The organism is Nonomuraea thailandensis (genome assembly GCF_024172165.1).
Classification (GTDB): Bacteria; Actinomycetota; Actinomycetes; order Streptosporangiales; family Streptosporangiaceae; genus Nonomuraea; species Nonomuraea thailandensis.
On record NZ_JAMZEB010000002.1, the window covers coordinates 6,575,364 to 6,596,165 of the forward strand.

22 protein-coding genes are annotated in these 20,802 nt (G+C 73.3%); 10 read left to right on the plus strand and 12 right to left on the minus strand.

Features of this window, described 5'->3' with window-relative positions:
- Positions 1-11: 11 nt before the first annotated feature.
- Genes HD597_RS33965 through HD597_RS33980 form a run of 4 tightly spaced genes read left to right on the plus strand, consistent with a single transcriptional unit; the run spans position 12 to position 2,855 of the window.
- Positions 12-479, plus strand: a complete 468-nt coding sequence (locus tag HD597_RS33965) for an ArsR/SmtB family transcription factor (RefSeq protein WP_308210743.1) — start codon at positions 12-14, stop codon at positions 477-479.
- Complete coding sequence (locus tag HD597_RS33970; RefSeq protein ID WP_253747265.1) at positions 476-979, plus strand: SRPBCC family protein; 504 nt, start codon at positions 476-478, stop codon at positions 977-979. The genes HD597_RS33965 and HD597_RS33970 overlap by 4 nt, the downstream gene beginning before the upstream one ends.
- Before the next feature lie 57 nt (positions 980-1,036).
- Positions 1,037-2,119, plus strand: coding sequence for a YhaZ family DNA alkylation repair protein (locus HD597_RS33975; protein WP_253747266.1), 1,083 nt, complete (start codon positions 1,037-1,039; stop codon positions 2,117-2,119).
- Between the two features lie 22 nt (positions 2,120-2,141).
- The gene (locus HD597_RS33980) at positions 2,142-2,855 is read left to right on the plus strand and encodes a GNAT family N-acetyltransferase (protein ID WP_253747267.1); all 714 of its coding nucleotides are present in this window, start codon (positions 2,142-2,144) and stop codon (positions 2,853-2,855) included.
- A gap of 44 nt (positions 2,856-2,899) precedes the next feature.
- On the opposite strand, the gene HD597_RS33985 is transcribed toward HD597_RS33980, so the two are convergent.
- The gene (locus HD597_RS33985; RefSeq protein WP_253747268.1) at positions 2,900-3,532 is read right to left on the minus strand and encodes an SDR family NAD(P)-dependent oxidoreductase; all 633 of its coding nucleotides are present in this window, start codon (positions 3,530-3,532) and stop codon (positions 2,900-2,902) included.
- Between the two features lie 83 nt (positions 3,533-3,615).
- Between HD597_RS33985 and HD597_RS33990 the strand changes: the two genes are divergently transcribed.
- Positions 3,616-3,981 carry a MerR family transcriptional regulator gene (locus HD597_RS33990; RefSeq protein WP_253747269.1) on the plus strand — a complete coding sequence of 122 codons (366 nt, stop codon included), beginning with the start codon at positions 3,616-3,618 and terminating at the stop codon, positions 3,979-3,981.
- 61 nt (positions 3,982-4,042) lie between these two features.
- On the opposite strand, the gene HD597_RS66975 is transcribed toward HD597_RS33990, so the two are convergent.
- Entirely contained in the window at positions 4,043-4,297 is a 255-nt protein-coding gene (locus tag HD597_RS66975) for a sigma factor (RefSeq protein ID WP_372513434.1), read from the minus strand.
- Between the two features lie 166 nt (positions 4,298-4,463).
- Between HD597_RS66975 and HD597_RS34000 the strand changes: the two genes are divergently transcribed.
- Positions 4,464-5,378 (plus strand): PP2C family protein-serine/threonine phosphatase, encoded by a 915-nt coding sequence (locus tag HD597_RS34000; protein ID WP_253747270.1) that lies wholly within the window; start codon positions 4,464-4,466, stop codon positions 5,376-5,378.
- On the opposite strand, the gene HD597_RS34005 is transcribed toward HD597_RS34000, so the two are convergent.
- Positions 5,332-6,003, minus strand: coding sequence for a TetR/AcrR family transcriptional regulator (locus HD597_RS34005; RefSeq protein WP_253747271.1), 672 nt, complete (start codon positions 6,001-6,003; stop codon positions 5,332-5,334). The two genes, HD597_RS34000 and HD597_RS34005, sit on opposite strands and share 47 nt — an antisense overlap.
- A gap of 75 nt (positions 6,004-6,078) precedes the next feature.
- Between HD597_RS34005 and HD597_RS34010 the strand changes: the two genes are divergently transcribed.
- Positions 6,079-7,230, plus strand: coding sequence for a hypothetical protein (locus HD597_RS34010; RefSeq protein ID WP_253747272.1), 1,152 nt, complete (start codon positions 6,079-6,081; stop codon positions 7,228-7,230).
- Here the strand turns inward: HD597_RS34010 and HD597_RS34015 are convergent.
- Complete coding sequence (locus tag HD597_RS34015) at positions 7,204-7,968, minus strand: TetR/AcrR family transcriptional regulator (protein ID WP_253747273.1); 765 nt, start codon at positions 7,966-7,968, stop codon at positions 7,204-7,206. The two genes, HD597_RS34010 and HD597_RS34015, sit on opposite strands and share 27 nt — an antisense overlap.
- A gap of 48 nt (positions 7,969-8,016) precedes the next feature.
- Here HD597_RS34015 and HD597_RS34020 point away from each other — a divergent pair, with 48 nt between their 5' ends.
- Together HD597_RS34020 and HD597_RS34025 are read left to right on the plus strand one after the other, a co-directional pair.
- Entirely contained in the window at positions 8,017-8,973 is a 957-nt protein-coding gene (locus tag HD597_RS34020; RefSeq protein ID WP_253747274.1) for an ATP-binding cassette domain-containing protein, read from the plus strand.
- On the plus strand, positions 8,970-9,749 hold the full coding sequence (locus HD597_RS34025; protein WP_253747275.1) for an ABC transporter permease: 780 nt from the start codon (positions 8,970-8,972) through the stop codon (positions 9,747-9,749). Before HD597_RS34020 ends, HD597_RS34025 begins: the two co-directional genes overlap by 4 nt.
- Here the strand turns inward: HD597_RS34025 and HD597_RS34030 are convergent.
- From HD597_RS34030 to HD597_RS34055, 6 genes are all read right to left on the minus strand, one after another.
- Positions 9,741-10,985 (minus strand): hypothetical protein, encoded by a 1,245-nt coding sequence (locus tag HD597_RS34030; protein WP_253747276.1) that lies wholly within the window; start codon positions 10,983-10,985, stop codon positions 9,741-9,743. The two genes, HD597_RS34025 and HD597_RS34030, sit on opposite strands and share 9 nt — an antisense overlap.
- 5 nt (positions 10,986-10,990) lie before the next feature.
- Positions 10,991-11,392: a cupredoxin domain-containing protein gene (locus tag HD597_RS34035; RefSeq protein ID WP_253747277.1), complete on the minus strand. Its 402-nt coding sequence runs from the start codon at positions 11,390-11,392 to the stop codon at positions 10,991-10,993.
- Positions 11,393-11,444: 52 nt separating this feature from the next.
- Positions 11,445-13,607, minus strand: a complete 2,163-nt coding sequence (locus tag HD597_RS34040) for a right-handed parallel beta-helix repeat-containing protein (RefSeq protein ID WP_253747278.1) — start codon at positions 13,605-13,607, stop codon at positions 11,445-11,447.
- A 151-nt stretch (positions 13,608-13,758) separates the two neighbouring features.
- Positions 13,759-14,361, minus strand: a complete 603-nt coding sequence (locus HD597_RS34045) for a TetR/AcrR family transcriptional regulator (RefSeq protein ID WP_253747279.1) — start codon at positions 14,359-14,361, stop codon at positions 13,759-13,761.
- Positions 14,362-14,509: 148 nt separating this feature from the next.
- The gene (locus HD597_RS34050; protein ID WP_253747280.1) at positions 14,510-16,072 is read right to left on the minus strand and encodes an MFS transporter; all 1,563 of its coding nucleotides are present in this window, start codon (positions 16,070-16,072) and stop codon (positions 14,510-14,512) included.
- A gap of 174 nt (positions 16,073-16,246) precedes the next feature.
- Positions 16,247-17,482 (minus strand): MFS transporter, encoded by a 1,236-nt coding sequence (locus HD597_RS34055; RefSeq protein WP_253747281.1) that lies wholly within the window; start codon positions 17,480-17,482, stop codon positions 16,247-16,249.
- A gap of 149 nt (positions 17,483-17,631) precedes the next feature.
- On the opposite strand from HD597_RS34055, the gene panB reads away from it, so the two are divergent.
- Entirely contained in the window at positions 17,632-18,462 is an 831-nt protein-coding gene (gene panB / locus HD597_RS34060) for a 3-methyl-2-oxobutanoate hydroxymethyltransferase (protein ID WP_253747282.1), read from the plus strand.
- A gap of 61 nt (positions 18,463-18,523) precedes the next feature.
- Here the strand turns inward: panB and HD597_RS34065 are convergent, their stop codons facing one another.
- Together HD597_RS34065 and HD597_RS34070 are read right to left on the minus strand one after the other, a co-directional pair.
- On the minus strand, positions 18,524-19,588 hold the full coding sequence (locus HD597_RS34065; protein ID WP_253747283.1) for a pyridoxal-phosphate dependent enzyme: 1,065 nt from the start codon (positions 19,586-19,588) through the stop codon (positions 18,524-18,526).
- Between the two features lie 11 nt (positions 19,589-19,599).
- Entirely contained in the window at positions 19,600-20,772 is a 1,173-nt protein-coding gene (locus tag HD597_RS34070) for a trans-sulfuration enzyme family protein (RefSeq protein ID WP_253747284.1), read from the minus strand.
- Positions 20,773-20,802 lie beyond the last annotated feature (30 nt).

The following is a 20,802-nucleotide window of genomic DNA, read 5'->3' on the forward strand; positions in this document are numbered from 1 at the left end:
CGCTTTTCGGTGTGACGGAAGCGGCGAAGGCGCGTGCGGACGACGCTGTTGCGGAGCGCCCGGACGAGGCGGCGGGCGCTTGGGCGGACGACGCCCTGGAGGCCCGCCTGGACGAGGTGGCGGGAGCTGTCGCGGATCCCGTGCGGCGGCGGATCCTCGTGCTGCTGCGGGAGGGGCCGCTGCCGGCCGGCGAGGTCGCCGAGCGCTTCGCGATCAGCCGGCCCGCCGTCAGCCGCCACCTGCGGGTGCTCAGGCGCAGCGGGCTGGTCCGCGCCGAGCTGGCCGGCAGGCAGCGCCTCTACACGCTCGACCCGGGGCCGTTCGGGGAGCTGGTCGCGTGGCTCGGGCCGTTCGTGCGGCCCTCCGGGTGGGAGCACCGCTTCGACGCGCTGGAGACCGAGGTGTACCGCACGCGCCGCGAACGCCGTACCACGACGGGCGCCCCGCCAGGCGTCCCAGGAGAGGAGAGCACCGCATGAGCCCCATCCCCACAGGCCGGCTGTTCAGCACCGGCGCCGGCACCGACCTCGTTCTCACCCGCACCTTCCGCGCGCCCGCGGGCGACGTGTGGGCCAGCGTCACCGAGCCCGAGCGCACGGCGCGCTGGTTCGGGCCGTGGGAGGGCGACGCGGCGCCCGGCCGCACGGTCAAGGTGCAGCTCCTCTTCGAGGAGCAGCAGCCCTGGTACGACCTGCGCATCGACGCCTGCGAGCCGCCGCGCCGCCTGGCCGTCTCCTCCCTGGACGAGCACGGGGCCTGGCACATCGAGCTGCTGCTGGCCGAGTCCGACGGGGTGACGGAGCTGCGGTTCGTCCAGCACCTGGAGACGGAGGACGGCGTCGGGGACATCGGGCCCGGCTGGGAGTACTACCTGGACCTGCTCGTCGCCTCGCGCGACGGCTCGCCCGCGCCCGGCTTCGACGCGTACCACCCGTCGATGCAGGCCTACTACAACGGGCTCACCGCCTCGCCCCGCTGACACCCGTGGACGGGCGGCGGCCCTGAGAATGTCGGTGGCTCCTGGCACAGTTGCCCCGTGGCTCAACCCCTGAAAGACCTGATCAACGCCCGGTCGGTGTCGGTGCTGGCCGACGGGCTGGCCGCCGCCTGGCCGGCGTTCCCCCGGGCCGGCTTCACCGCGCGGGCCCTGACCGGCCTCGACGGCCTGGAGCTCAAGGCCCGCGTGGCGCACGTCGCCGCGGCCCTGCACGACGCGCTGCCCCTGCCCTATCCGCGTGCCGCCGCGCTCGTGCGGGAGTGCGCCGCCACGCTCGACATGTGGAGCGGCTGGCCCGCCACCGAGCACACCGCCCTCCAGGGGCTCGACCACCTGGAGCCCGCGATGGAGACGCTGGCCGCGCTCACGCCGTACGCGACGGGCGAGTTCGCCGTCCGCCCCTACCTGGACCGCTACCGCGACGACGCCATCAAGATCATGTATGGCTGGGCGGAGTCGCCTGACGAGCACCTGCGCCGGCTGGCCTCGGAGGGCTCCCGCCCGCGCCTGCCGTGGGCGGGCCGGGTCGGCTGGCTGATGACGCCGGGCCCGACACTCCCCCTGCTCGACCGGCTGCGCGACGACCCGAGCGAGTACGTCCGCCGCTCGGTCGCCAACCACGTCAACGACCTGGCCAAGGACCATCCGCAGGTGGCGCTGGAGCTGCTGGCGGGGTGGCGCGCGGGCGGCGGTTCCCACGTGGAGCGGGTGCTGCGCCACGCGGTCCGCGGGCTGCTGCGGGCCGGCCACCCTGAGGCCCTCGCCCTGCTGGGCGCCACGCCGGGCAGCGGCACGGTGGAGGAGCTGACCCTCGGCTCCCCCACCGTCGCCGTAGGCGGCAGGCTGGCCTTCACGGTCACCGTGAGGGCGGAGGCCGCGGGGCCGGTGCTGCTGAAGTACGCCGTGCGGCGGGCGGGCTCGCGCCGCGTGTTCCACCTCGGGCAGCGGGAGGCGGGCGGGGCCGGCGAGACGTTCGCCGTGCGCAAGAGTCACTCCTTCCGCCCGGTCACCACGCGCGACGAGCCGCCCGGGCCGCGGGAGCTCGATGTGATCGTCAACGGTAGGGTGGCCGCGACCGTCCCGTTCACGCTGACCGGGGCGGAGACGACATCGATCTCGTGAGGCGCCGGCCGGGAGGGGCCCTGTGACGGGCGAGGTGCGCGACATCGACCTGCTCCGGATCGAGCTGGGCGTCATCTGGCGCCTGGACGGGCGCGGGCGTCTGCCGGGGCCTGAGGACATGGTGATCGGCGTGGCGGCCGGCGGCCTGACCGCGGCCGTCGCCGCCGGCGTGCCCGACGACCTGGCCTCGCGCCTGCTCTCCCTCATCACCCCCGACACCCCCGCCCCACCGGCCCTCAGCATGCCACCGGACGTTCTGACGGCCTGCCGGGCCCTGCTGGGCGGCGATCAGGTGACGGTGTCGGGAGGCCCCAGCTACCTCGTGAGCCCGCCCGTCCGGGCGGACGTCGCGGTGGACGTCCTCAGATCCGGGTCCGCCGAGCACGTCCGCCTCGTACGCTCCTTACCGCGGCCCGCCTCCTGGGAGCCCGACGAGTGGGCCGAGCTCACCAGCGGCACCGCGGGATCGCCCTGGGCGATGGTCGCCGAGGACGGTCAGGTGGTCTCGATCTGCCACAGCGCCCGCCTCACCCCGCTCGGCGCCGAGGCCGGCACCTGGACGTCCCCGGCACACCGCGGCCGAGGTTACGCCGCCGCCACCACGTCCGCCTGGGCCGACCAGTTGCCCGGGGTTCACCTGTTCTACAGCACGAGCGCGGACAACCACTCCTCGCAGCGCGTGGCCCAGCGCCTGCGCCTGCGCCCGCTCGGCTGGTTCTGGCACCTCACCGCCTGACACCCCTCCCGCGCCGGACGGCCTCTACAGGTCCTCGGCCGGATTCACCCGGTGGTGCCCGCGTGGAGGACCTCCCGTTCCCAGGCCTCGCGCGGCTGGGTGTGCAGCCGCCAGTAGTGCTCGGCGATGTCGTCCGGATCGAAGGCCGTGCCAGGCGCGACCGCCCCCGCGACCGTGACGCTGGCCGCGTGCACCCCCGACGGCCCGTACTCCTCGTCCAGCATCGCCACCAGCGTCCGCACGCCGGCCTTGCCCAGGGACAGGCTGACGTACGAGGGCTTGGGCTCGGGCATCCCGCCGGTGACGACGAACGTGCCGCTGCCGCGCCGCGCCATCGCGGGCACCACCTGCGCCGCCGTGATGAGCGCGCCCACCACGTTCACCGCCCACGCGTCGAGCTGCGCCCGCGCGTTCGCCTCGGCGAGCGAGTCGGGGCGGACGACCGCGGCGTTGTACACCACGACGTCCGGCGTGCCGAACGCGCCCGTCGCCGCGTCGAGCGCCGCACGCAGCTCGCCCTCGTCCCCGCAGTCCGCCCGGTACGTCAGCACGCCGTCCAGGCCGAGCGAGCCACCGCTACGCGAGACGAGCCCCACCGCCAGCCCCTCCCTGGCGAACCGCTGGGCCACCGCCCGCCCGATCCCCGGCCCCGACCCGACGATCACCGCTCCAGGCATGGATCCGCTCCTTCACGTTGTTCTGGCTTTCATGACGCTCGCGACGGTAGGGCGTCACATCGATGTGAAGGTCAAGGGAGCTCATGAGGATCGGTGACCTGGCCCGCGAGACCGGGGTCAGCAGGCGGCTGCTGCGCTACTACGAGGAGCAGGGCCTGCTGCGGCCCCGGCGGCTGGCGAACGGCTACCGCGAGTACGGCGACGCGGACGTGGCCGCCGTGCGCCACATCCGCACGATGCTCGCCGCCGGCCTGCCCACGGCCGTCATCGCCCGGCTGCTGGACTGCGTCCACGACGACGGCGACCGCATGGTGCCGACCGCCTGCCCCGGCATGGTCGCCAACCTCCAGCGCGAGCGCCGCCGCATCGCCGAGAACATCGAACGGCTCCAGACGTCCCAGCGGGCACTCGACACCATGCTCGCGACCGTCCATCAGCAACCCCGCTGACCGGCCTCCCACCCCCAAGCGGCAACCCCGTCGACCGGCCCCACCCGAGCAGGAGCTCAGCTCACGAGGGGCAACATCGGCGGGCGGCGGCGGCGGTGGTGGCGGCGGTGCACTCCGCCGTGCCGGGGCTGCTCGGGTCTGCGACGGCACGGCAGTTGTACAGCCACGGCCTGATCGACCCGCGGTCCTCGTACCGTGCCAGGCTCCGCCACGCCCGGTCCAGGGTCTCCTGCACCGCGTCCTCGGCATCGTGCACCGAGCCCAGCAGCCGGTAGCAGTGTGCCCGAAGCTCGTCCCGAACGCCCGCCCGCCCCACCCCTGGCCGCGGCCGGCGGTTCGCCCGCGCTGCCTCGTGACGAGGGCGGCGGCTCCTCCGCCGCGCCGCCGGGCTCCGCGCTCCAGGTCGGCGTCATCGGACGGTCACCTCACTCGTGTCGCGTGCCAAGCTACAAGCCGCCGGCATCTGCGACGATCGTGAGGCCATGACGGAAATATCGCGCTGTGTCGCGTGCGGCGGCGGCACCGTGGCCCCCGACGGCCACTGCTGGGACTGCGGAACCGCGCAACCCGCCTTCCGCTCCCACGTCGAGCTCACGACGGACGCCGGCGCCGCCGGGGTCAGCGACCGGGGCCTGCGGCGGGCCGTGAACGCCGACGCGATGGCCCTGTCGCGGGCGGGCGCGTGGACGGTGGGCGTGGTGTGCGATGGCGTGTCCATGTCACCCCGTTCCGAGCGCGCCGCCCAGGTGGCCGCCGACGCGGGCGCGGCCACGACGATCGCGCTGCTGCGTGCGGGCGCGCTGCCCGAGACGGCGCTGGCGGAGGGCGCGATCCGGGCGGGCCGTGCGGTCACGGCCCTCGCCGGGTCACTCCAAGGCTCCGGGCCCGGCCGCCCCCGGGATGCGCCGGCGCAGGACGCTCCCGCCTGCACGTACGTCGCCGGCGTCGCGGCCCGGGATGGCGTGTGGGCCTGCTGGGTCGGCGACAGCCGCGCGTACTGGCTGCCGGGCGAGGGCGTCGCGACGGCCATGACGGAGGACGACACGGGCGAGCACGAGGCCCTGTCCGCCTGGCTGGGCGCCGACGCGGGCCGCCCCGAGCCGCGCATCCGCAGCTACCGCCCCAGCACCCCGGGCCTCCTGCTCCTGTGCACGGACGGCCTGTGGCGCCACTTCCCCGACGCGAGCGCCCTGCGCGACCAGGCCCGTGCCGGCGCCCTGCGCGGCCGAGCCCCTGCCGGCAGCGGCCGAGCCCCTGGCGACGACCTGCCCGGGCGAGCCGGCTCCGGCGCCCCGGGCGCCGCGCGCGCTCTGGTCGATCACGCTCTGGCGGCGGGCGGTCAGGACAACATCACCGCCCTGCTCCTGCCAGCCGGGCCTCGATCCCGTCCAGGATGAGCCCCAGACCGAGCAGGAACTGCCCGTCGAAGTCGGCGTCCTCGACCTGGCTGAGGCGGGCGAGCTCAGCGTCCAGATGCCCGGCCACCCTGGCGCGGATCTCGGCGTCGGCGGCAGGCGTGCGGACCTTCTGCCACCAGATGTTCTCCGCGGCGACGAACCCGTTCACGTAGGACGACAGCGTCCCCACGGCGGCGGTGAGCACGGGCCCCTCCAGCCCCGCCCCCGCCAGCGCCTCGTAGAACAGCCGGGAACGGGCCACGGCCTGGGGCCCCAGCAGCGGGCGGGTGGCGGTGAGCGCGGGCACCCAGGGATGGCGGCGCATGACGGCGCGGCTCTGGGTGAGCTGCGCGATGAGGAAGCCGCGCCACGGCCCCGGCCGCCCGGGTGCCTCGATCTCGCCGATCACCTCGTCCAGGGCCAGGTCGAGCACGTCCTCCTTGCTCTGGACGTACTCGTACAGCGACATCGTCCCGGCGTTCAGCCGCGCGGCGAGCGCCCGCATGGAGAACCCGGCCACGCCCTCGGCGTCGAGGAGCGCGACGGCGGCCTCGACGATGCGCTCGCGCGACAGCCGGGGCCTGCGCGGGCGGGCGTCCTCGCGGAACCAGATGCTCTCCGGCATCCTCCAGCCTTCCGTGCACTGTACGGAAATCCGTACGGCTAGCTTAGGCGCCCCCGACGACCCATGGAGGACGAGATGGAGCAGTGGCACCGGGATCACGCAATGCTGGCGTTGCGGATCAACCGGCTGGCGACGGGCGGCGCGAGCGGCACCGCGCTGATTTACCGGGGCCCGGCCGAGTGGGCCGCGGCGGTGGAGGCGGAGCCGCCGGCCGTGGCGGGGGCGCTGGCTGAGGAGGCTGAGCGGCTGATGGAGTGCGCGCCGACCGCCTACCTCGCCGCCCACGTGCGCGCCGTCCGCGCCATGGCCCGCCACCTGGACGGCGAGCGGCTGCCGCTGGCCGAGTACGGGCGGGAGTGCCTGGGGCTGGAGCCGCGCTGGGTGCCGGAGGAGGTGTTCGAGCAGGCGCACGCCGACCTGGACGCGGCCCTGCCGAGGACCTCCGGCACGCCGGCCGACCGGCTCAGGGCGTGGCAGGAGGCACACACGCTGCGGGACATCGAGCGGCTGCCCGGGCTGGTGGACCGGGCGGTCGTGGAGACGCGGGCGCGGACGGGCACGATCGTCCCGCTGCCGGCCGGGGAGGTGGTGGAGTGCCGGCTGGTCGAGGGCGTGGGGTTCCACGCGGCGGGTGACTACGAGGGCGGGCTGAAGTCCACCATCCACATCAACCGGGCGATCCCGTTCAACGTCGCCGACCTGCTGTATCTGGTGGCGCACGAGGGGCATCCCGGGCACATCGCCGAGTCGATGCTCAAGGAGCGGCGTCTCGGGGAGGGGCAGCGGGTGCGGTTCATGTTGTCGCCGTCGTTCGTGCTCAGCGAGGGGCTGGGGCTGGTGGCCGAGGAGCTGGTGTTCCCAGGGGACGAGGCGCAGGTGTGGCTGAACGCGAACGTCCTGCCCGAGCTGGGCATCCGGCCGGACGGCAGCGACTTCGCGGCCGTGCACCGGGCCAGGAACGTGTTGTGGGGCGTGTGGGGCAACGCGGCGTTCCTGGCCGGCGAGGGGCGCGACGAGGCCGAGCCGGCCGCGTACCTGCGGCGGTGGTCGCTCTACGGTGAGGAGGAGGTGGCGGCGGCGCTCGGGCTGCTCAGGCCTTCGCCGATGAGCCCGTACATCTTCGGATATTTCCACGGATGGGAGCTGGTGCGGGGCTGGGCTACCGGCCCCGAGCGGGTGCGCCGGCTGCTGACCGAGCAGCTACTGCCCGCCGACCTGACCTCCTGACGCGCGCCGCGCGATGAGCTGCTCCACGCCGTCGAGCAGCAGGTCGAGGCCGAAGCGGAAGTCGTCGTCGTGGACCCAGCCCTCGGCGCCGCGGAAGGCGCCGCCGCGCACGGCGGCCGACGCGGCGGGGTAGCGCTCGGGGTCGAGCAGCTCCACCAGCAGCTCGCCGTAGTCGGCCGCGCTCTCGATCCCGGCGTCCTCGAACTCCTGGACGCCGGTGCCGGCCGTCGCGACGATCGCGGCGTCGGTCAGCGCGTACCCCGTCAGGGCGCTGGCCACGTTGATCTTCTCCCCGTCGTCGAGACCCGTGCCGTCGAGCGCGGCCAGCGCCCGGTCCAGCCAGAGCAGCCGGCGCGGGCCGAGCGGCGGGGCGAACTTGGTGATCTCCAGCACCCAGCCGTGCTGCAGCACGAGGTCACGCTGGAGCTTGGTCCACAGGGCGAGGTAGTCGCGCCAGGGCCGGCCCGACGGGTCCGGCGGCTCGGGGGCGATGGCGTCGGACATCATGGTGAGCAGGTCGTCCTTGCTGCCGATGTACCGGTACAGCGCCGTGGCCGCCACCCCGACCTTCGTGGCCACGCTGTTCATCGAGACCCCGGCCAGCCCTTCGGCGTCGGCGAGCTCGATGGCGGCGGCGGTGATCGTGGGCAGGTCGAGCCGTGGCCGCGGCCCTCTGCGCGACACCGGCTCACGCCCCCACAACCGCTGCAGCATGGGGGGCAACCGGTCGTGCGCCATCGAAATCCTCCTTGACTCGCTCCTAGGATTCTGCATTATCTTAAAACTATGAACGTCATACACAGTAAGACATTCACAGATGCCGTCGTGGCCCGGGGGCTCACCAAGTCGTTCGGCGGGACGAGAGTGCTGACCGGGATCGACCTGACCGTGCCCACCGGGTCGCTGCTGGCGCTGCTCGGGCCCAACGGCTCGGGGAAGACGACGACCGTACGGATCCTGACCACGCTCCTGGCCCCGGACGGTGGCACCGCCACGGTGGCCGGGCACGACGTGACGCGCGAGGGCCGGCAGGTGCGCCGCGCCATCGGGCTGACCTCCCAGCAGGCCACGGTGGACGCGTTGCTGACCGGGCGGGAGAACCTGGAGCTGTTCGCCGGCCTCTACCACCTGGGCCGCCGGCCGGCCAGGCGGCGGGCGGAGGAACTGCTGGAACGCTTCGACCTGACCGGCGCCGCCGGCCGCAGGGCCGGCACGTACTCGGGCGGCATGCGCAGGCGCCTGGACCTGGCGGCCAGCATGGTGTCGGCGCCGCCGATCCTGTTCCTGGACGAGCCCACGACCGGCCTCGACCCGCGTAGCAGGGCCGAGCTGTGGTCGGTGATCCGCGAGCTGCTGGCCACCGGCACCACCATCCTGCTGACCACGCAGTACCTGGAGGAGGCCGACCAGCTCGCCGACCGCGTCGTGGTGATCAACGGGGGCCGCGTCGTCGCCGACGACTCCCCCGCCGCGCTCAAGCGCCAGGTCGGCAGGGAACGCCTGGCTCTGCGCCCGGCGCGGCCCGCGGACCTGCCCCGGGCCGGCGCCACCCTGCAGGGCGCCCACGTCGACCCCGAGGCCGGGGAGCTGACGCTGGCCCTCCAGGGCCCCGACCACCTGCGTCACGCGCTGAACGTGCTGGACGGCGCGGGCATCCCGGTCGAGCGGGTGGAGCTGCGCACCCCCACCATGGACGACGTCTTCTTCGAGCTCACGGCGACCGCGACAGGAGCCCTGGCATGAGCGCCTCCCTCACCGCGGCCGGCGACCTGCGCCGCCTGGTCGTCCGCGACCTGCGGCGCGACATGCGCATCCTGGACGGCCTCATCGTCAACACGGCCCTGCCCGTGATGATCATGGTGCTGTTCGTGTACGTGTTCGGCGGCGCGATCACCACCGGCTCCAGCGGGCTGGACTACATCGACTTCGTCGTGCCCGCCGTCCTGCTCATGTCCGGCGGCTACGGCGCCGCACTCACCGCGGTCACCATCGCCGAGGACATGACCGGCGGCATGATCGACCGTTTCCGCACCCTGCCGATCAGCGGCTGGGTCGTGCCCACCGGGCACGTCGTGGCCTCGGTGATCCGCAACGTGGCGTCCTCGGCCATCGCCCTGGCCGCCGCGCTCCTGCTCGGCTTCCGCCCCGACGCCTCGCTCGCCGACTGGGTGCTGGTGCTGGCCCTGGTGACGGGGTACGTGCTGGCGATGTCCGCGCTGGCGGCGGTCTGGGGGCTGCTGGTCAGCTCGCCCCAGGCGGCCGGGGCGTTCAGCTTCGTCGTGCTCTTCCTGCCGTACGTGTCGGACGGCATCGTCCCGGCCCAGACCATGCCGGGCGTGCTGCGCGACTTCGCCTACAACCAGCCGCTGACGCCGATCATCGAGACCATGCGGTCGCTGCTGCTGGGCCTGCCCATGGGGTCGTCCGGAGCCGTGGCCACGGCGTGGCTGGCGGGCCTGGTGGTGCTCTGCGTGCCGGTGGCGGCGGTGCTGTTCCGCCGCAGGACCGCCTCACGCTAGCAGGAGCGTCAGCCCACCGGTGGTGTAGCAGACCATCAGCACGAACAGCGGGATCTGGCCCGCCACCGCCCTGGCGGGCGGCAGCAGCCTGACCGAGCGGTCGTGGGCGGCCACCACGCCCGCGACGTGGCCGAGCACGATGGCCAGCACCTGCACGGTCGCGATCGTGCCGGGGGCGAGGGCGTTCTGGTCCGCCCCGGCCTCCAGGCCCAGCGCCAGGACGATCGTGTGCCGGCCCTCGATGACCAGCAGCGAGAAGTAGTGCGCGATCAGGTAGCCGACGGCGATCGGCAGCAGCGAATGGGCGAAGCGGCCGGTCAGCCCCCTCGTGCCGCCGATCAGGCCGGCCGCGCCGAGGCACGCGGCGTACAGCGCGGCCACCCCGGCGACGGCCGCCAGCAGGCCGAGCGTGCCCAGGCCCGCGCGACCGCCGAACGGGGCGGACTGCAGGGCGTTCACCCAGCCGGGGCTGGTGGACAGGCCGTCGTAGGCGGTGCTGCCGAGCAGCACGCAGACCGTGGCGACCAGGCCGGGGGCCGGGGCGACGGCGTCCAGGCCGTCGAACGGGCTGCGCAGCACGCGCGTGCCGTCCGCGCGCCGGCCGAGCGGGGACAGGTGGCCGATCAGGGTCGAGTACACCTCGAACGGGTCGCCGCGTTCCAGCCAGGCGTGGCCGTACAGGAGGGTGCCGGCGAGCTGGGCGGCGGCGTACAGGGTGAGGAAGATCAGCAGCGTGGCGGGTGCGGCGGGCTCGGGGGCGACCAGCTCCATCCAGGTGAACGCCAGCAGCCCCGCCGCGGCCGGCCAGAGTCCGAGCCCGGCCGGGTACGGGCGGCGCGGCCGGTCGGGCAGCAGCCGGAACGGGCTCAGCGCCCGCCACACCGGGCCGAACAGCAGCGACGCCGGCACCAGGCCGACCCAGAACAGCACGTACACCAGGTACGGGCCCGCGTTCTCGTCCGCGGGGCCGAGGACCAGCCAGCCGATGGTGTAGACGGCGGCCAGGAGGGTCAGGACGCGCACCGCCACGCGTGCCAGGGCCGGACGGGCGGGAGGACGCAGCGTGATCGGGCGGCCGGCCAGGTCGCCGCGGAAGCGGGAGTCGGCCCAGAGCAGGCCGAGCGCCAGGAACGAGACGACGAGCGCGGCGAACGCGCCCGCGTAGGCGTAGAAGAGCGGGATCGGCAGGTCGGCCCGCTCCCCGACCCCGTGCGCCAGCACATCGGCCACGACCATGCCCGTCACCTGACCGCGAGCTGGATCAGGACCAGCTTGCCGCCGTGCGTCTCCACCTGGAACACCCCGGTCAGGTCCGCCGTGAACCGGATGGTCACGGGCACCCCGGGGCGCAGCTCTGCCACCAGGTCGTAGCCGTGCACGTGCAGCTCGTCGGCCACGTCGCTGGTGACCGTGAGGCTGACCTGCCGCCCCTTGGGCACCTCCAGCCAGCCGGGGGGCGGATGGACCCGCCCGCCCGCGATCGTGATCTCGGCGTCGGCCCGCCCACTCGGCGCGCCGGTCGCCACCTCGTGGCTGTTGCCGGGATCGCGGTGGGTTCTCGACAACGGCCCGCACCCGGCGGCGAGCATCCCTGCCAGGACGGCGCAACACACGCCGATCGCCGGCAGGAACGCGCGTCTCACGTGAGCACCTCGACCTGAACAGGCTTCACGCGCACCTCGACCTCGGCACGCCTCATGTGGTCACCTCGGCCTCGGCGGGCCGCTCGGCCGCCGCGCGCCGCCGCCGGGGCGCCAGCACGACGACCGCGCACAACACCCAGAGCCCGGTGACCGGCCCCCGGATCCATCCGGGCCCCAGCGGGATGACCGGGATCAGGTACACCAGCCGGTCGAAGGCGTCCGCGCAGGCCAGCACTCCCACCACGATCGTGAACCAGCCGAACACCGGCCGTCCCGCCCGCAGCGCCGACCCCAGGCACAACCACCACGCCCCCATGAGCAGCAGCGCCGCCCCGGCCTGCGCCGAGCTGCCGACGGCCGCGGCCACGACGTCGAGCACCAGCCCGAGCGCCCCCGCGACGGTCCCGGCCACCACCAGACGACGCCCGCGCCGGGTGATCGCCACCGATCCGGGGAGGACCCCGTTGCCAGTCGCCAGAGCGGGGGCGTCCCCGCTTCCCGCCACCGGAGCGGGGGCGTCCCCGCTTCCCGCCGCCCCGTCACCGTCGTGCCTCTGAGCAGCCCTCCCCCGCGACCGCCACCAGAACAGCCCCGCCACCAGCCCCAGCACCAAGGAGCCGCCCAGCGCGAGCTGGGCCTCCACCTTGCCCAGCCCCGACGCCCCGAACCAGTCGCACCCGGCGGGCAGCCTCGCCTCGGCGGCGCTGAAGTCGGCGCACAGGTACAGCTTGACGAGCTTGACCGGCTCGGCCAGCAGCCGCCGCGTCCCGCCGGTCAGCTCGGGCGCCGTCGCGGCGCAGACGGGCAGCACCACGGGCGAGGACGCGCCCGCGTCCCCCTGCCAGCAGTTGCCGGCGCCCTGGCCGTCCCACCAGACGTCCAGCCCGTTCGGCCGCCGCTCCCCCGTCGGGCTGACGCCGAACACGTTGCCCTCGTACCGGTTGAAGTCGGAGGTGTCGGCCTGCTTGGCCAGGTCGTTCTCGCCCCTGATGAACGCGGGCACGCCGAAGAGCTGGAACCCCGCCCGCCGGTGCCCCCAGACCTGGTTGTTCCTGAAGACGTTGTAGTTGCCGCCCGCCACGATCACGCCCGTGCCCGGCGGCACGCCCACCTGCGAGCACACGACGCCCCGCTCGTAACCGCGTTCGGCGGGCGGCTTGGCGCAGGTGCCGTCGCGGGTGTGGTGGTAGTAGTCGCGGTTGTTGTCGTAGATCTTGTTGTTCTCGAACCTGGCGTGGTTCTGCGGCAGGCCGGGGTGGGAGGGCCAGAGGCTGTCCATCGTGGCGCCGACCATGTTGTCGTAGAACTCGTTGTCGTGCACCCAGAGCGAGTCGCCCGCGGTGCCCGAGTAGCCGAGCGCGTTGTCGTGGCTCTTGCAGCGGCGGATCTCGATGGCGTAGCGGGGGACGTCGTGGCCGCGGCCCTCGTTCAGGTTGGAGGCGCTGCCCGGGTAGAGGCCGCCGTCGCCGTTGCCGTACGACTCGCAGTCGGTGTAGAGGCCGTGGTCGCTGGCGAAGGTGAGGAAGCCGTACTCGTCGTTCCAGCGGGTCAGGACGCGGTCGATGACGAAGCCGTCGGTCTCGAGCACGTACAGGGAGTTGAACGTGGTGCGCTGCGCGGTGAGGTTCCTGAAGTAGACGCCGTCGGCGCGGTCGGCGCGGACGGCGTTCAGCTTGCGGTACTCGGCGTCGATGACGACGTCCAGCGGGCCGGCGCCGGTGCCCTCGATCTGGAGGTTCTGCTTGCCGAGGATGGCGACGAGGTTCTGGTTGTGCGGGCACTGGACCTGCTGCTCGTAGCTGAGGATCTGGTAGCCCCAGTCGGACCAGCGGGCGGGCAGGCGGGCGCAGGCGCCGGCGGGTGCGGGCAGGCTGGGCTCTTCGCGGTAGAGGCCGGGCAGGATGGCGATGGTCATTCCGGGACGGTTCACCCGGTCGACGGCCTCCTGGACGTGCCGCACCCCTTTTTCCTGACATTTCGCGAATAAGTCGAGGTTGCGGCTTTTAAGGTCAGCCGGAAAATTGGCGATTCGGCGTTCGAAATCTGCCTTATCCGTCTTGCAGACGAGCAGGTCGGGCTCGCCCTGCCGCAGCACCGGCACCGACCCCGTACCGTCGGGGAACGAGACCTCGCGCTCCTCGTGGGCCAGGGCCGCGCCGCCACCGGCCACCAGCAGGACCGACGTGAGTGCGACGATGGACGCGAGCTTCCGCATGTGGCCCATGGCCGGAGATTAGAACAAGGCTCACGTTCTGCCTAGGCCGAAAGATCCGGAAATAATGGTGCCCCGCGAAGTCGGCCATCCGTGCAACTCCGTGGGGCAGACCAGGACGCTAGCGAGCCCGCCTACATTTCTTCTGCACGCTTCACGGCGCCATGCCGGCCAGGGCCGCGTCGACGACCCGCTCGGCGAGGTCGAGCGAGAGGTCGCCGGCGGGGCCCCACTTGGTGTGCCACAACATGGTGCCGGAGATCATGGCCTGGGCCATGTCCACGTCGAGGTCGGCGCGGAGCTCGCCGGAGGCGATGCCGCGCTCGATCACCTGGCGCATCGCCTCCCTGCGGGGCTCGACGGCCCGCTTCAGGAAGCGCTCGAACAGTTGCGGGTAGCGGTCGGCCTCGCTCATCGCGATGTTCATCACGCAGCGGCTGCGGGCCTGGCCGTGCTCCCTGCGCATGGCGTCGACCAGGGCGATCAGGTCGTCGCGAACCGACGTGCCGGCCAGCGGCGGCAGCGGCGCCTTGAGCGTGGACAGCGCGTCGACGACCAGGTCCTCCTTGTTGGACCAGCGCCGGTAGATCGTCGTCTTGCCGACGCCCGCCCGTGAGGCGATCGCCTCGATGGTCAGCTCGGACACGCCCATGCCCTCGCCGATCAGGTCGAGGGTCGCCTCGATGATCGACTTCTCGGCCTTCTCGCTGCGGGGGCGGCCCGCGGGGCGGGCTGTCCCGGTTTCCTGGATCGTCATCGCGGCCTCACCATACCTCGCCGGCGCGGGCGCGCCGGTCCTCAGGGCGGCCGATCACGCACGCGCCGCCGCCCACCGATCGCTCAGGACGGCATGGCCGCCGGTACGCGCCCCCGCCCGCTGATCGCTCCATCGGCCGGCCCGCCCCTCACCCGCGGGAGGACGTCAGCACCGGCTCGTTCTGCTCCGCGTGCTCGGCGGAGCGGGCCTTGCCGGGCATCCACCGGGCCACCACCGCGATGCCGAGCAGCCCGATCACGGCCGACACCAGCGCCGTGACGTGCATGCCGTCCACGAACGCGGTGAACGCCGGCTGCACCAGCGCCCGCCCCTGGTCGCCGAGCTCCTGCACGACGGCCATGGTCGCCATGATCGACTCACCGGCCGCGTGCCGCACGCCCTCGGGCAGGGCGGCCAGCGCGGGCTCCATCTGGCCGCGGTAGCTGGACGACAGCACCGAGCCGAGCACGGCCACGCCGAGCGCGCCGGACACCTGGCGGACGGTGTTGCTCATGGCCGAGCCGACACCGGCCTTCTCCCTGGGCAGCGACTCCATGATGGCCGTGGTCGCGGGCGGCATGATGTTCGCCATCGCGGCGCCCTGGACGAAGAAGATGACCTCGATGAGCAGGATCGGCGTGTTCTGGTCCATGAGCGCGTAGCTGCCCAGGGCCAGCGTGACCACGATCATGCTGACGGTGGCCGACAGCTTGGCGCCGAAGCGTTCGTTGATGCGCTGGCTGAGCGGCGCGAAGATGAGCTGCGCGGCGGCGAACGGGATCATCAGCGCGCCCGCCTGGATCGGCGTGAACCCCAGCACGATCTGCAGGTAGAACGTGAGGAAGAACATCCCGCCCATCATCGCGAAGAAGACGATGCCCATCATGCCGATGGCCGAGCTGAAGCGCACGTTGCCGAAGCTGCGCACGTCGAACACCGGGTGGTCGATGCGCCGCTCCCACCACACGAACAGGCCGAGCACCGCCACCCCGGCCAGCGTCGGGATCAGCACCTCCGCGCTCGCCACGGTGCCCAGCTCGCCGCCGCGGATGATGCCGTACACCAGGGCCACCAGGCCGATGATGGACAGCACCACGCCGACCGGGTCCAGCCTGGACGGCTTCGGGTCACGCGACTCGGGCACGACGGCCGCGATGAGGATCATGCTGACGATCACGATCGGCACGTTGATCAGGAAGACCGAGCCCCACCAGAAGTGCTCGATGAGCAGGCCGCCCGTGATGGGGCCGATCGCCACCGCGAGGCCCACCCCGCCGGCCCACACGCCGATCGCCTTGCCCCGCTCGGCCGGCGGGAACACGTTGGAGATGATCGCCAGCGTGGCCGGCATGATGGCCGCGCCGCCGATGCCCATCGCCGCCCTGGCCAGGATCAGCTGCATCGGATCCTGCGAGTAGGCGCTGGCCAGCGAGGCCAGGCCGAACAGCAACATGCCGATGAACAACATGCGCTTGCGCCCTGTCCGGTCGCCGATCACGCCGAAGGTGAACAACAAGCCGGCGAACACGAGCGTGTAGGAGTTGATCGCCCACTCCAGCTCGCTCTGGGTGGCGCCCAAGCCGGCCGTCTCGTCGGCGATGGTCTTCATCGCCACGTTCAGGATCGTGTTGTCGAGCACCACGGCCAGCAGGCTGAACACCAGCACGCCGAGGATCCCCCAGCGGCGCGGATGTCCTGTGTTCGGATCCATGGGAAACATCCTTAATTTCGATACGTCTGAGTTTCGCAACGTCACCGTATCGCAAGGCATTCCGATACGCAACGGTCCCGTTTCGTAAATCTTGCGTGAACTCCCGGTTGCGCCACGAGACGCGACGGGCCCGGGAGCAGCCCCCGCTCGCTCCCGGGCCCCCTCACCCCCGCGTCAGGACGGGACGGCGGCGGCTTCGGCGGGCTCGGCGGCCCCCTGCCCCAGCGGCGTCCCCGAGCCGCCGCCGGACGGGCGGCGCCGCCAGAACGGCAGGGCGGCCACCACCATGGCCACCCCGACCACCCCGGCCAGCACGAACGCCCACTCCGGCCCGGCCCCGTCGATGACGGCGCCCGCGATGGGCGCCGAGGCGGCGCCACCGAGCAGCAGGGCGGTGCCGTGGAAGCCCATCGCCTCACCCCGCGCCGCGCTGGGCACCCACTGGCTGAGCGAGTCGACGGTGGACGACAGCGCCGGCGCGCACAGCAGCCCGGCGGGCAGCAGCGCCAGCACCAGCCAGTGCCAGCCGCCCCCCACCAGCCCCACCGGGATGGTCAGCACGCCCATGGCGGCGATCAGGGCCAGGGGCGAGAAGCCCCGCGACAGCCCGCCGTACACGAACCCGCCGACGAGCGAGAACACGCACCAGATGGCCACCGCCAGCCCCACCCACACGGTCTGGCCCGCCTCGTTCATGGTGGCGACCAGGGAGAGCTCGGTCGCGGTGAGCACGAACGTGGCCGCCGCGGCCGTGCCGAGCAGCGCCACGAACGCCGGCGTGAGCCACTGCCGCCTCGGCACCTTCACGACCTCCGCCTCGAGCTCGGCGACCGAGCGGACCGGCGGGTTGAGCAGGATCAGCCCCAGCCCCGCCGCCGTCAGGCCGGCCCCGATGGCGGTCAGCGTCACGCCGCTGCCCAGCGTCGTGATGCCCGCCACCGCGAGCGCGGGCCCCACCATGTACGACATCTCGACCAGCATCGAGTCGAGCGCGAACCCGCTGCGCCGCTGCTCGACCGGCACCATCGCCGCCAGGCACTGCCTGGTCACGCTGAACACCGGCAACGCCAGCAGCCCCGCCACCGCCGCCGCCGCGAGCAGGACGGGGAACGGCATCGCCCACGCGCTCGCCCAGAACGCCGCCTGCGCCACGGTGGTGACCGCGAGCACCGGACGCAGCCCGTGCCTGTCGACGAACCTGCCCGCCAGCGGCGAGCCGACGGCCATGCCGATCGTGCTGGCCATGGAGATCAGCCCGGCGGGACCGTAGTCGAGCCCCATCACCTCGGCCACGTGCAGGGTCAGGGCCATGCTCACGGCCGTGGCGGGCACGCGGGCCAGCAGCCCCACCAGGAGCAGCGTGGGGACGCCCGGGATCTTGAGCAGGCGCCGGTAAGGGTCGAAAGCCATGGTGTTCGTTACCTCCGACGTAGATTGTGTCAAGAGGCACCGACAGTTTTGCCACAGGTTTTCCCCGTATGACAGCGCGTGACATCATCGGAGTGAAGTCCGGGGACGCCACTGGGGCGCCTCGAGACGCTTTCCTGGAGGGTTCACACATGTCCTCTTCAACCACGCTGTACGGCGGCGTGTCCGGGCGCCGCGTCACCGTCCGCGACCTTACCGCCGCCAAGGAGCGCGGAGAGCGGTGGCCGATGGTCACCGCCTACGACGCGATGACGGCGCGGGTGTTCGACACGGCGGGCATCCCCGTCCTGCTCGTGGGCGACTCGGCGGCCATGGTCGTCTACGGCTACGACTCCACGCTCCCGGTCACGGTCGACGACCTCCTGCCGCTCACGGCCGCCGTCGTGCGCGGCTCCGCGCGCGCCCTGGTGGTCGCCGACCTGCCGTTCGGCTCGTACCAGGCCTCGCCCCAGCAGGCGCTGGAGTCGGCCGCGAGGTTCATGAAGGAGGCCGGGGCGCACGCGGTCAAGCTGGAAGGCGGGCGGCGGGTCCTGCCGCAGGTCGAAGCGCTGGTCTCGGCCGGCGTGCCGGTCATGGCGCATCTGGGGCTGACCCCGCAGTCGGTCAACGTCATGGGCGGTTACCGCGTACAGGGGCGGGGCCAGTCGGGTGACGAGCTCATGTCGGACGCCAAGGACCTGGAGCGGGCCGGGGCGTTCTCGGTGGTGCTGGAGTGCGTGCCGGCCGACCTGGCGCACCGGGTGACGACGTCGCTGGCGATCCCGACCATCGGCATCGGGGCGGGGGCGGCGACGGACGCCCAGGTGCTGGTGTGGCAGGACCTCATGGGGCTCACGCCGCGGCCGGCCAGGTTCGTCAAGCGGTACTCCGATCTCGCCGGCGAGATGGACCGCGCCGTACGCGCCTTCGCCGACGACGTGGCGTCCGGGGCGTTCCCGGCGGCGGAGCACACCTACAGCTGATCGGGCACCCACCCCCGGCGTCCGCCCCACGTGGGTGGCCGCCGGGGTCCGGCGTGCCGGGTCAGCCGGTGGTCAGGGTGGCGGGGTCGGTGTTCGAACCGCACACCACCACGGCCACCCGCTCCCCGGGAGCCGGCCGGTAGACGCCCGACAGCAGGGCCGCGTAGGCGGCCGCGCCCGCGTGCTCGGCCGCCAGCCGGTGCCGCTCCCAGAGCGTACGCCGCGCCGACACGATCGCCTCGTCCGTCACCAGCACGCTCTCCACCCGGGGCCCGGACAGCACCTCGAACGCCAGCCCGCCGATCCTGCTGGCCCCCAGCGCGTCGGCCGCCACACCGCCGACCTCGACCCGCACCGGCTCGCCCGCGTCGAGTGCCGCGTGCAGGGTCGGGATCCGCTCGGGCTCGACACAGACGATCCTCGGCCCGCCCACCGGGCCGGAACCGCCCGGAGCCGCGGCGCCCGCCGGACCCGAACCGGCCGAAGCCGCGGCGCCCGCCGGACCCGAACCGGCCGAAGCCGCGGCGCCCGCCGGACCCGAGCCGGCCGGGATCGCGGTGGCCGGGATCGCGGTGGCCGTGCCGAGCGTGATGCCGGCCGCGAAGCCGCCGCCGCCGACCGCCACCAGCACGGTGTCCACCCCGCCGGTCTGCTCCACGAGCTCCAGCCCCGTGGTCCCCTGCCCCGCCACCACCTCGGCCTGGTCGTAGGCGTGCACCGCCAGCGCCCCGGTCTCCGCGGCCCGCTTGGCGGCGGCGTCGGCGGCCTCGGAGTAGATGGCCCCGGTCTGGGTGATGTGCGCGCCCAGCGCCCGCAGCCCCGCCACCTTGACCGGGCTGGTCACCTCGGGCACGAAGATCTCCGCCCGCACGCCCAGCGCCCGCGCGGCGAACGCCACCGCCAGCCCGTGGTTGCCCCCGCTGGCGGCGATCACGCCGCTCGCGGGCAGCTCACCGGCGGACACCATGCGGTTGAACGCCCCGCGCACCTTGAAGGAGCCCGTGTGCTGCAGCAGCTCCAGCTTCAGCCACAACCCGGGCGAGACCTCGATCACGGGCGTGCGGAGCACGTGCCCGGCGATCCGGCGCGCGGCCGCCCGCACGTGCTCATGGTCAACAGTCGTCACGGTGTCCAAGGCTATGCCAGGGCCCGGGACACGTCGGCCCACAGGTCCTCGGGGTGCTCGATGCCGGCCGCGATGCGCACAGTGCCCTCGCCGATGCCGCAGCGTCGCAGCTCCTCCGGGCTGAGCGCGCGGTGGGAGGTGGTGGCGGGGTGCAGGACGAGCGTCTCGACGCCGCCGAGCGAGGGGGCGAGCAGCGCCAGCCGTACGGAGCTCATGAACCGCTCCCCCGCCGCCCGCCCGCCGGCCAGATCGAAGGCGAACACCCCGCCGAACCCGGGCAGCAGCTTGCCCGCCAGCTCGTACGAGGGGTGCGTGACCAGCCCCGGCCAGTGCACCGCCGTGACGGCGGGGTGCTCGGCCAGCCGGGTGGCCAGGTACTCGGCGTTGGCGCAGTGGCGCTCCATGCGCAGCGCGAGCGTCTGCAGCCCGCGCACGGTCAGCCAGCTCGCGAACGGGTCGGGCGAGGCCCCCAGCTCGATCGCGAAGTGCCACAGCTCGTCGTAGAGGCGGCGGTCGGCGAAGACGGCGATCCCGCCCACCACGTCGGTGTGCCCGGACAGGTACTTGGTGGTGGAGTGCACGACGATGTCCGCCCCGTGCTCGAACGGGCGGCACAGCAGGGGCGTGGCGAACGTGTTGTCCACCACGGACAGGATCCCCAGGTCGCGGGCCGCCTCGCACATCCCGGGCAGGTCGGCCACCAGCGTCATCGGGTTGCTGATCGTCTCCAGGTAGACCAGCCGGGTCCCGGGCCGGACGGCGGCGCGCAGGGCGGCCGGGTCGTTCTCCGGCACGTACGTGACGGTGATGCCGAACCGGGCGACCAGCTCGTTGATCATGGCGGCGGTGCCCCCGTACAGCGAGCTCTGGGCCACGAAGTGGTCGCCGGGCTTGAGCAGGCCGAGCAGGACCACGTTGATCGCGCCCATGCCCGAGCCCGTCGCGATGGCGTGCTCGCCGCCCTCCAGCCCCGCCACGGCGAGCTCCAGCGAGCGCACGGTGGGGTTGCTGTAGCGCCCGTACACGAACGCCCCGTCGGGGCGCCCCATCGACTCGGCCATGACGGCGGGGTCGTCGAAGGTGAAGCCGGAGGTCTGGTAGATCGGCATGCTGATCGGGCGGCTGCCCTCGATGGGCGGCTGCGGGACGTGCACGGCTCTCGTCTCGGGGCGGTAATCGTTCATGACCCAAGGATCCATCGGCGGCAGATCCGA

What these genes read in the sequence shown, in the direction of transcription:
- HD597_RS34070 (WP_253747284.1), bottom strand. Translation starts at nt 20,772, where the DNA reads ATGAACGATTACCGCCCCGAGACGAGAGCCGTGCACGTCCCGCAGCCG.
- HD597_RS33990 (WP_253747269.1), top strand. Translation starts at nt 3,616, where the DNA reads ATGAGGATCGGTGACCTGGCCCGCGAGACCGGGGTCAGCAGGCGGCTG.
- HD597_RS34000 (WP_253747270.1), top strand. Translation starts at nt 4,464, where the DNA reads ATGACGGAAATATCGCGCTGTGTCGCGTGCGGCGGCGGCACCGTGGCC.
- HD597_RS33970 (WP_253747265.1), top strand. Translation starts at nt 476, where the DNA reads ATGAGCCCCATCCCCACAGGCCGGCTGTTCAGCACCGGCGCCGGCACC.
- HD597_RS34045 (WP_253747279.1), bottom strand. Translation starts at nt 14,361, where the DNA reads ATGACGATCCAGGAAACCGGGACAGCCCGCCCCGCGGGCCGCCCCCGC.
- panB (WP_253747282.1), top strand. Translation starts at nt 17,632, where the DNA reads ATGTCCTCTTCAACCACGCTGTACGGCGGCGTGTCCGGGCGCCGCGTC.
- HD597_RS34030 (WP_253747276.1), bottom strand. Translation starts at nt 10,985, where the DNA reads ATGGTCGTGGCCGATGTGCTGGCGCACGGGGTCGGGGAGCGGGCCGAC.
- HD597_RS34005 (WP_253747271.1), bottom strand. Translation starts at nt 6,003, where the DNA reads ATGCCGGAGAGCATCTGGTTCCGCGAGGACGCCCGCCCGCGCAGGCCC.
- HD597_RS34050 (WP_253747280.1), bottom strand. Translation starts at nt 16,072, where the DNA reads ATGGATCCGAACACAGGACATCCGCGCCGCTGGGGGATCCTCGGCGTG.
- HD597_RS34010 (WP_253747272.1), top strand. Translation starts at nt 6,079, where the DNA reads ATGGAGCAGTGGCACCGGGATCACGCAATGCTGGCGTTGCGGATCAAC.
- HD597_RS33985 (WP_253747268.1), bottom strand. Translation starts at nt 3,532, where the DNA reads ATGCCTGGAGCGGTGATCGTCGGGTCGGGGCCGGGGATCGGGCGGGCG.
- HD597_RS34020 (WP_253747274.1), top strand. Translation starts at nt 8,017, where the DNA reads ATGAACGTCATACACAGTAAGACATTCACAGATGCCGTCGTGGCCCGG.
- HD597_RS34055 (WP_253747281.1), bottom strand. Translation starts at nt 17,482, where the DNA reads ATGGCTTTCGACCCTTACCGGCGCCTGCTCAAGATCCCGGGCGTCCCC.
- HD597_RS34040 (WP_253747278.1), bottom strand. Translation starts at nt 13,607, where the DNA reads ATGCGGAAGCTCGCGTCCATCGTCGCACTCACGTCGGTCCTGCTGGTG.
- HD597_RS34025 (WP_253747275.1), top strand. Translation starts at nt 8,970, where the DNA reads ATGAGCGCCTCCCTCACCGCGGCCGGCGACCTGCGCCGCCTGGTCGTC.
- HD597_RS34015 (WP_253747273.1), bottom strand. Translation starts at nt 7,968, where the DNA reads ATGGCGCACGACCGGTTGCCCCCCATGCTGCAGCGGTTGTGGGGGCGT.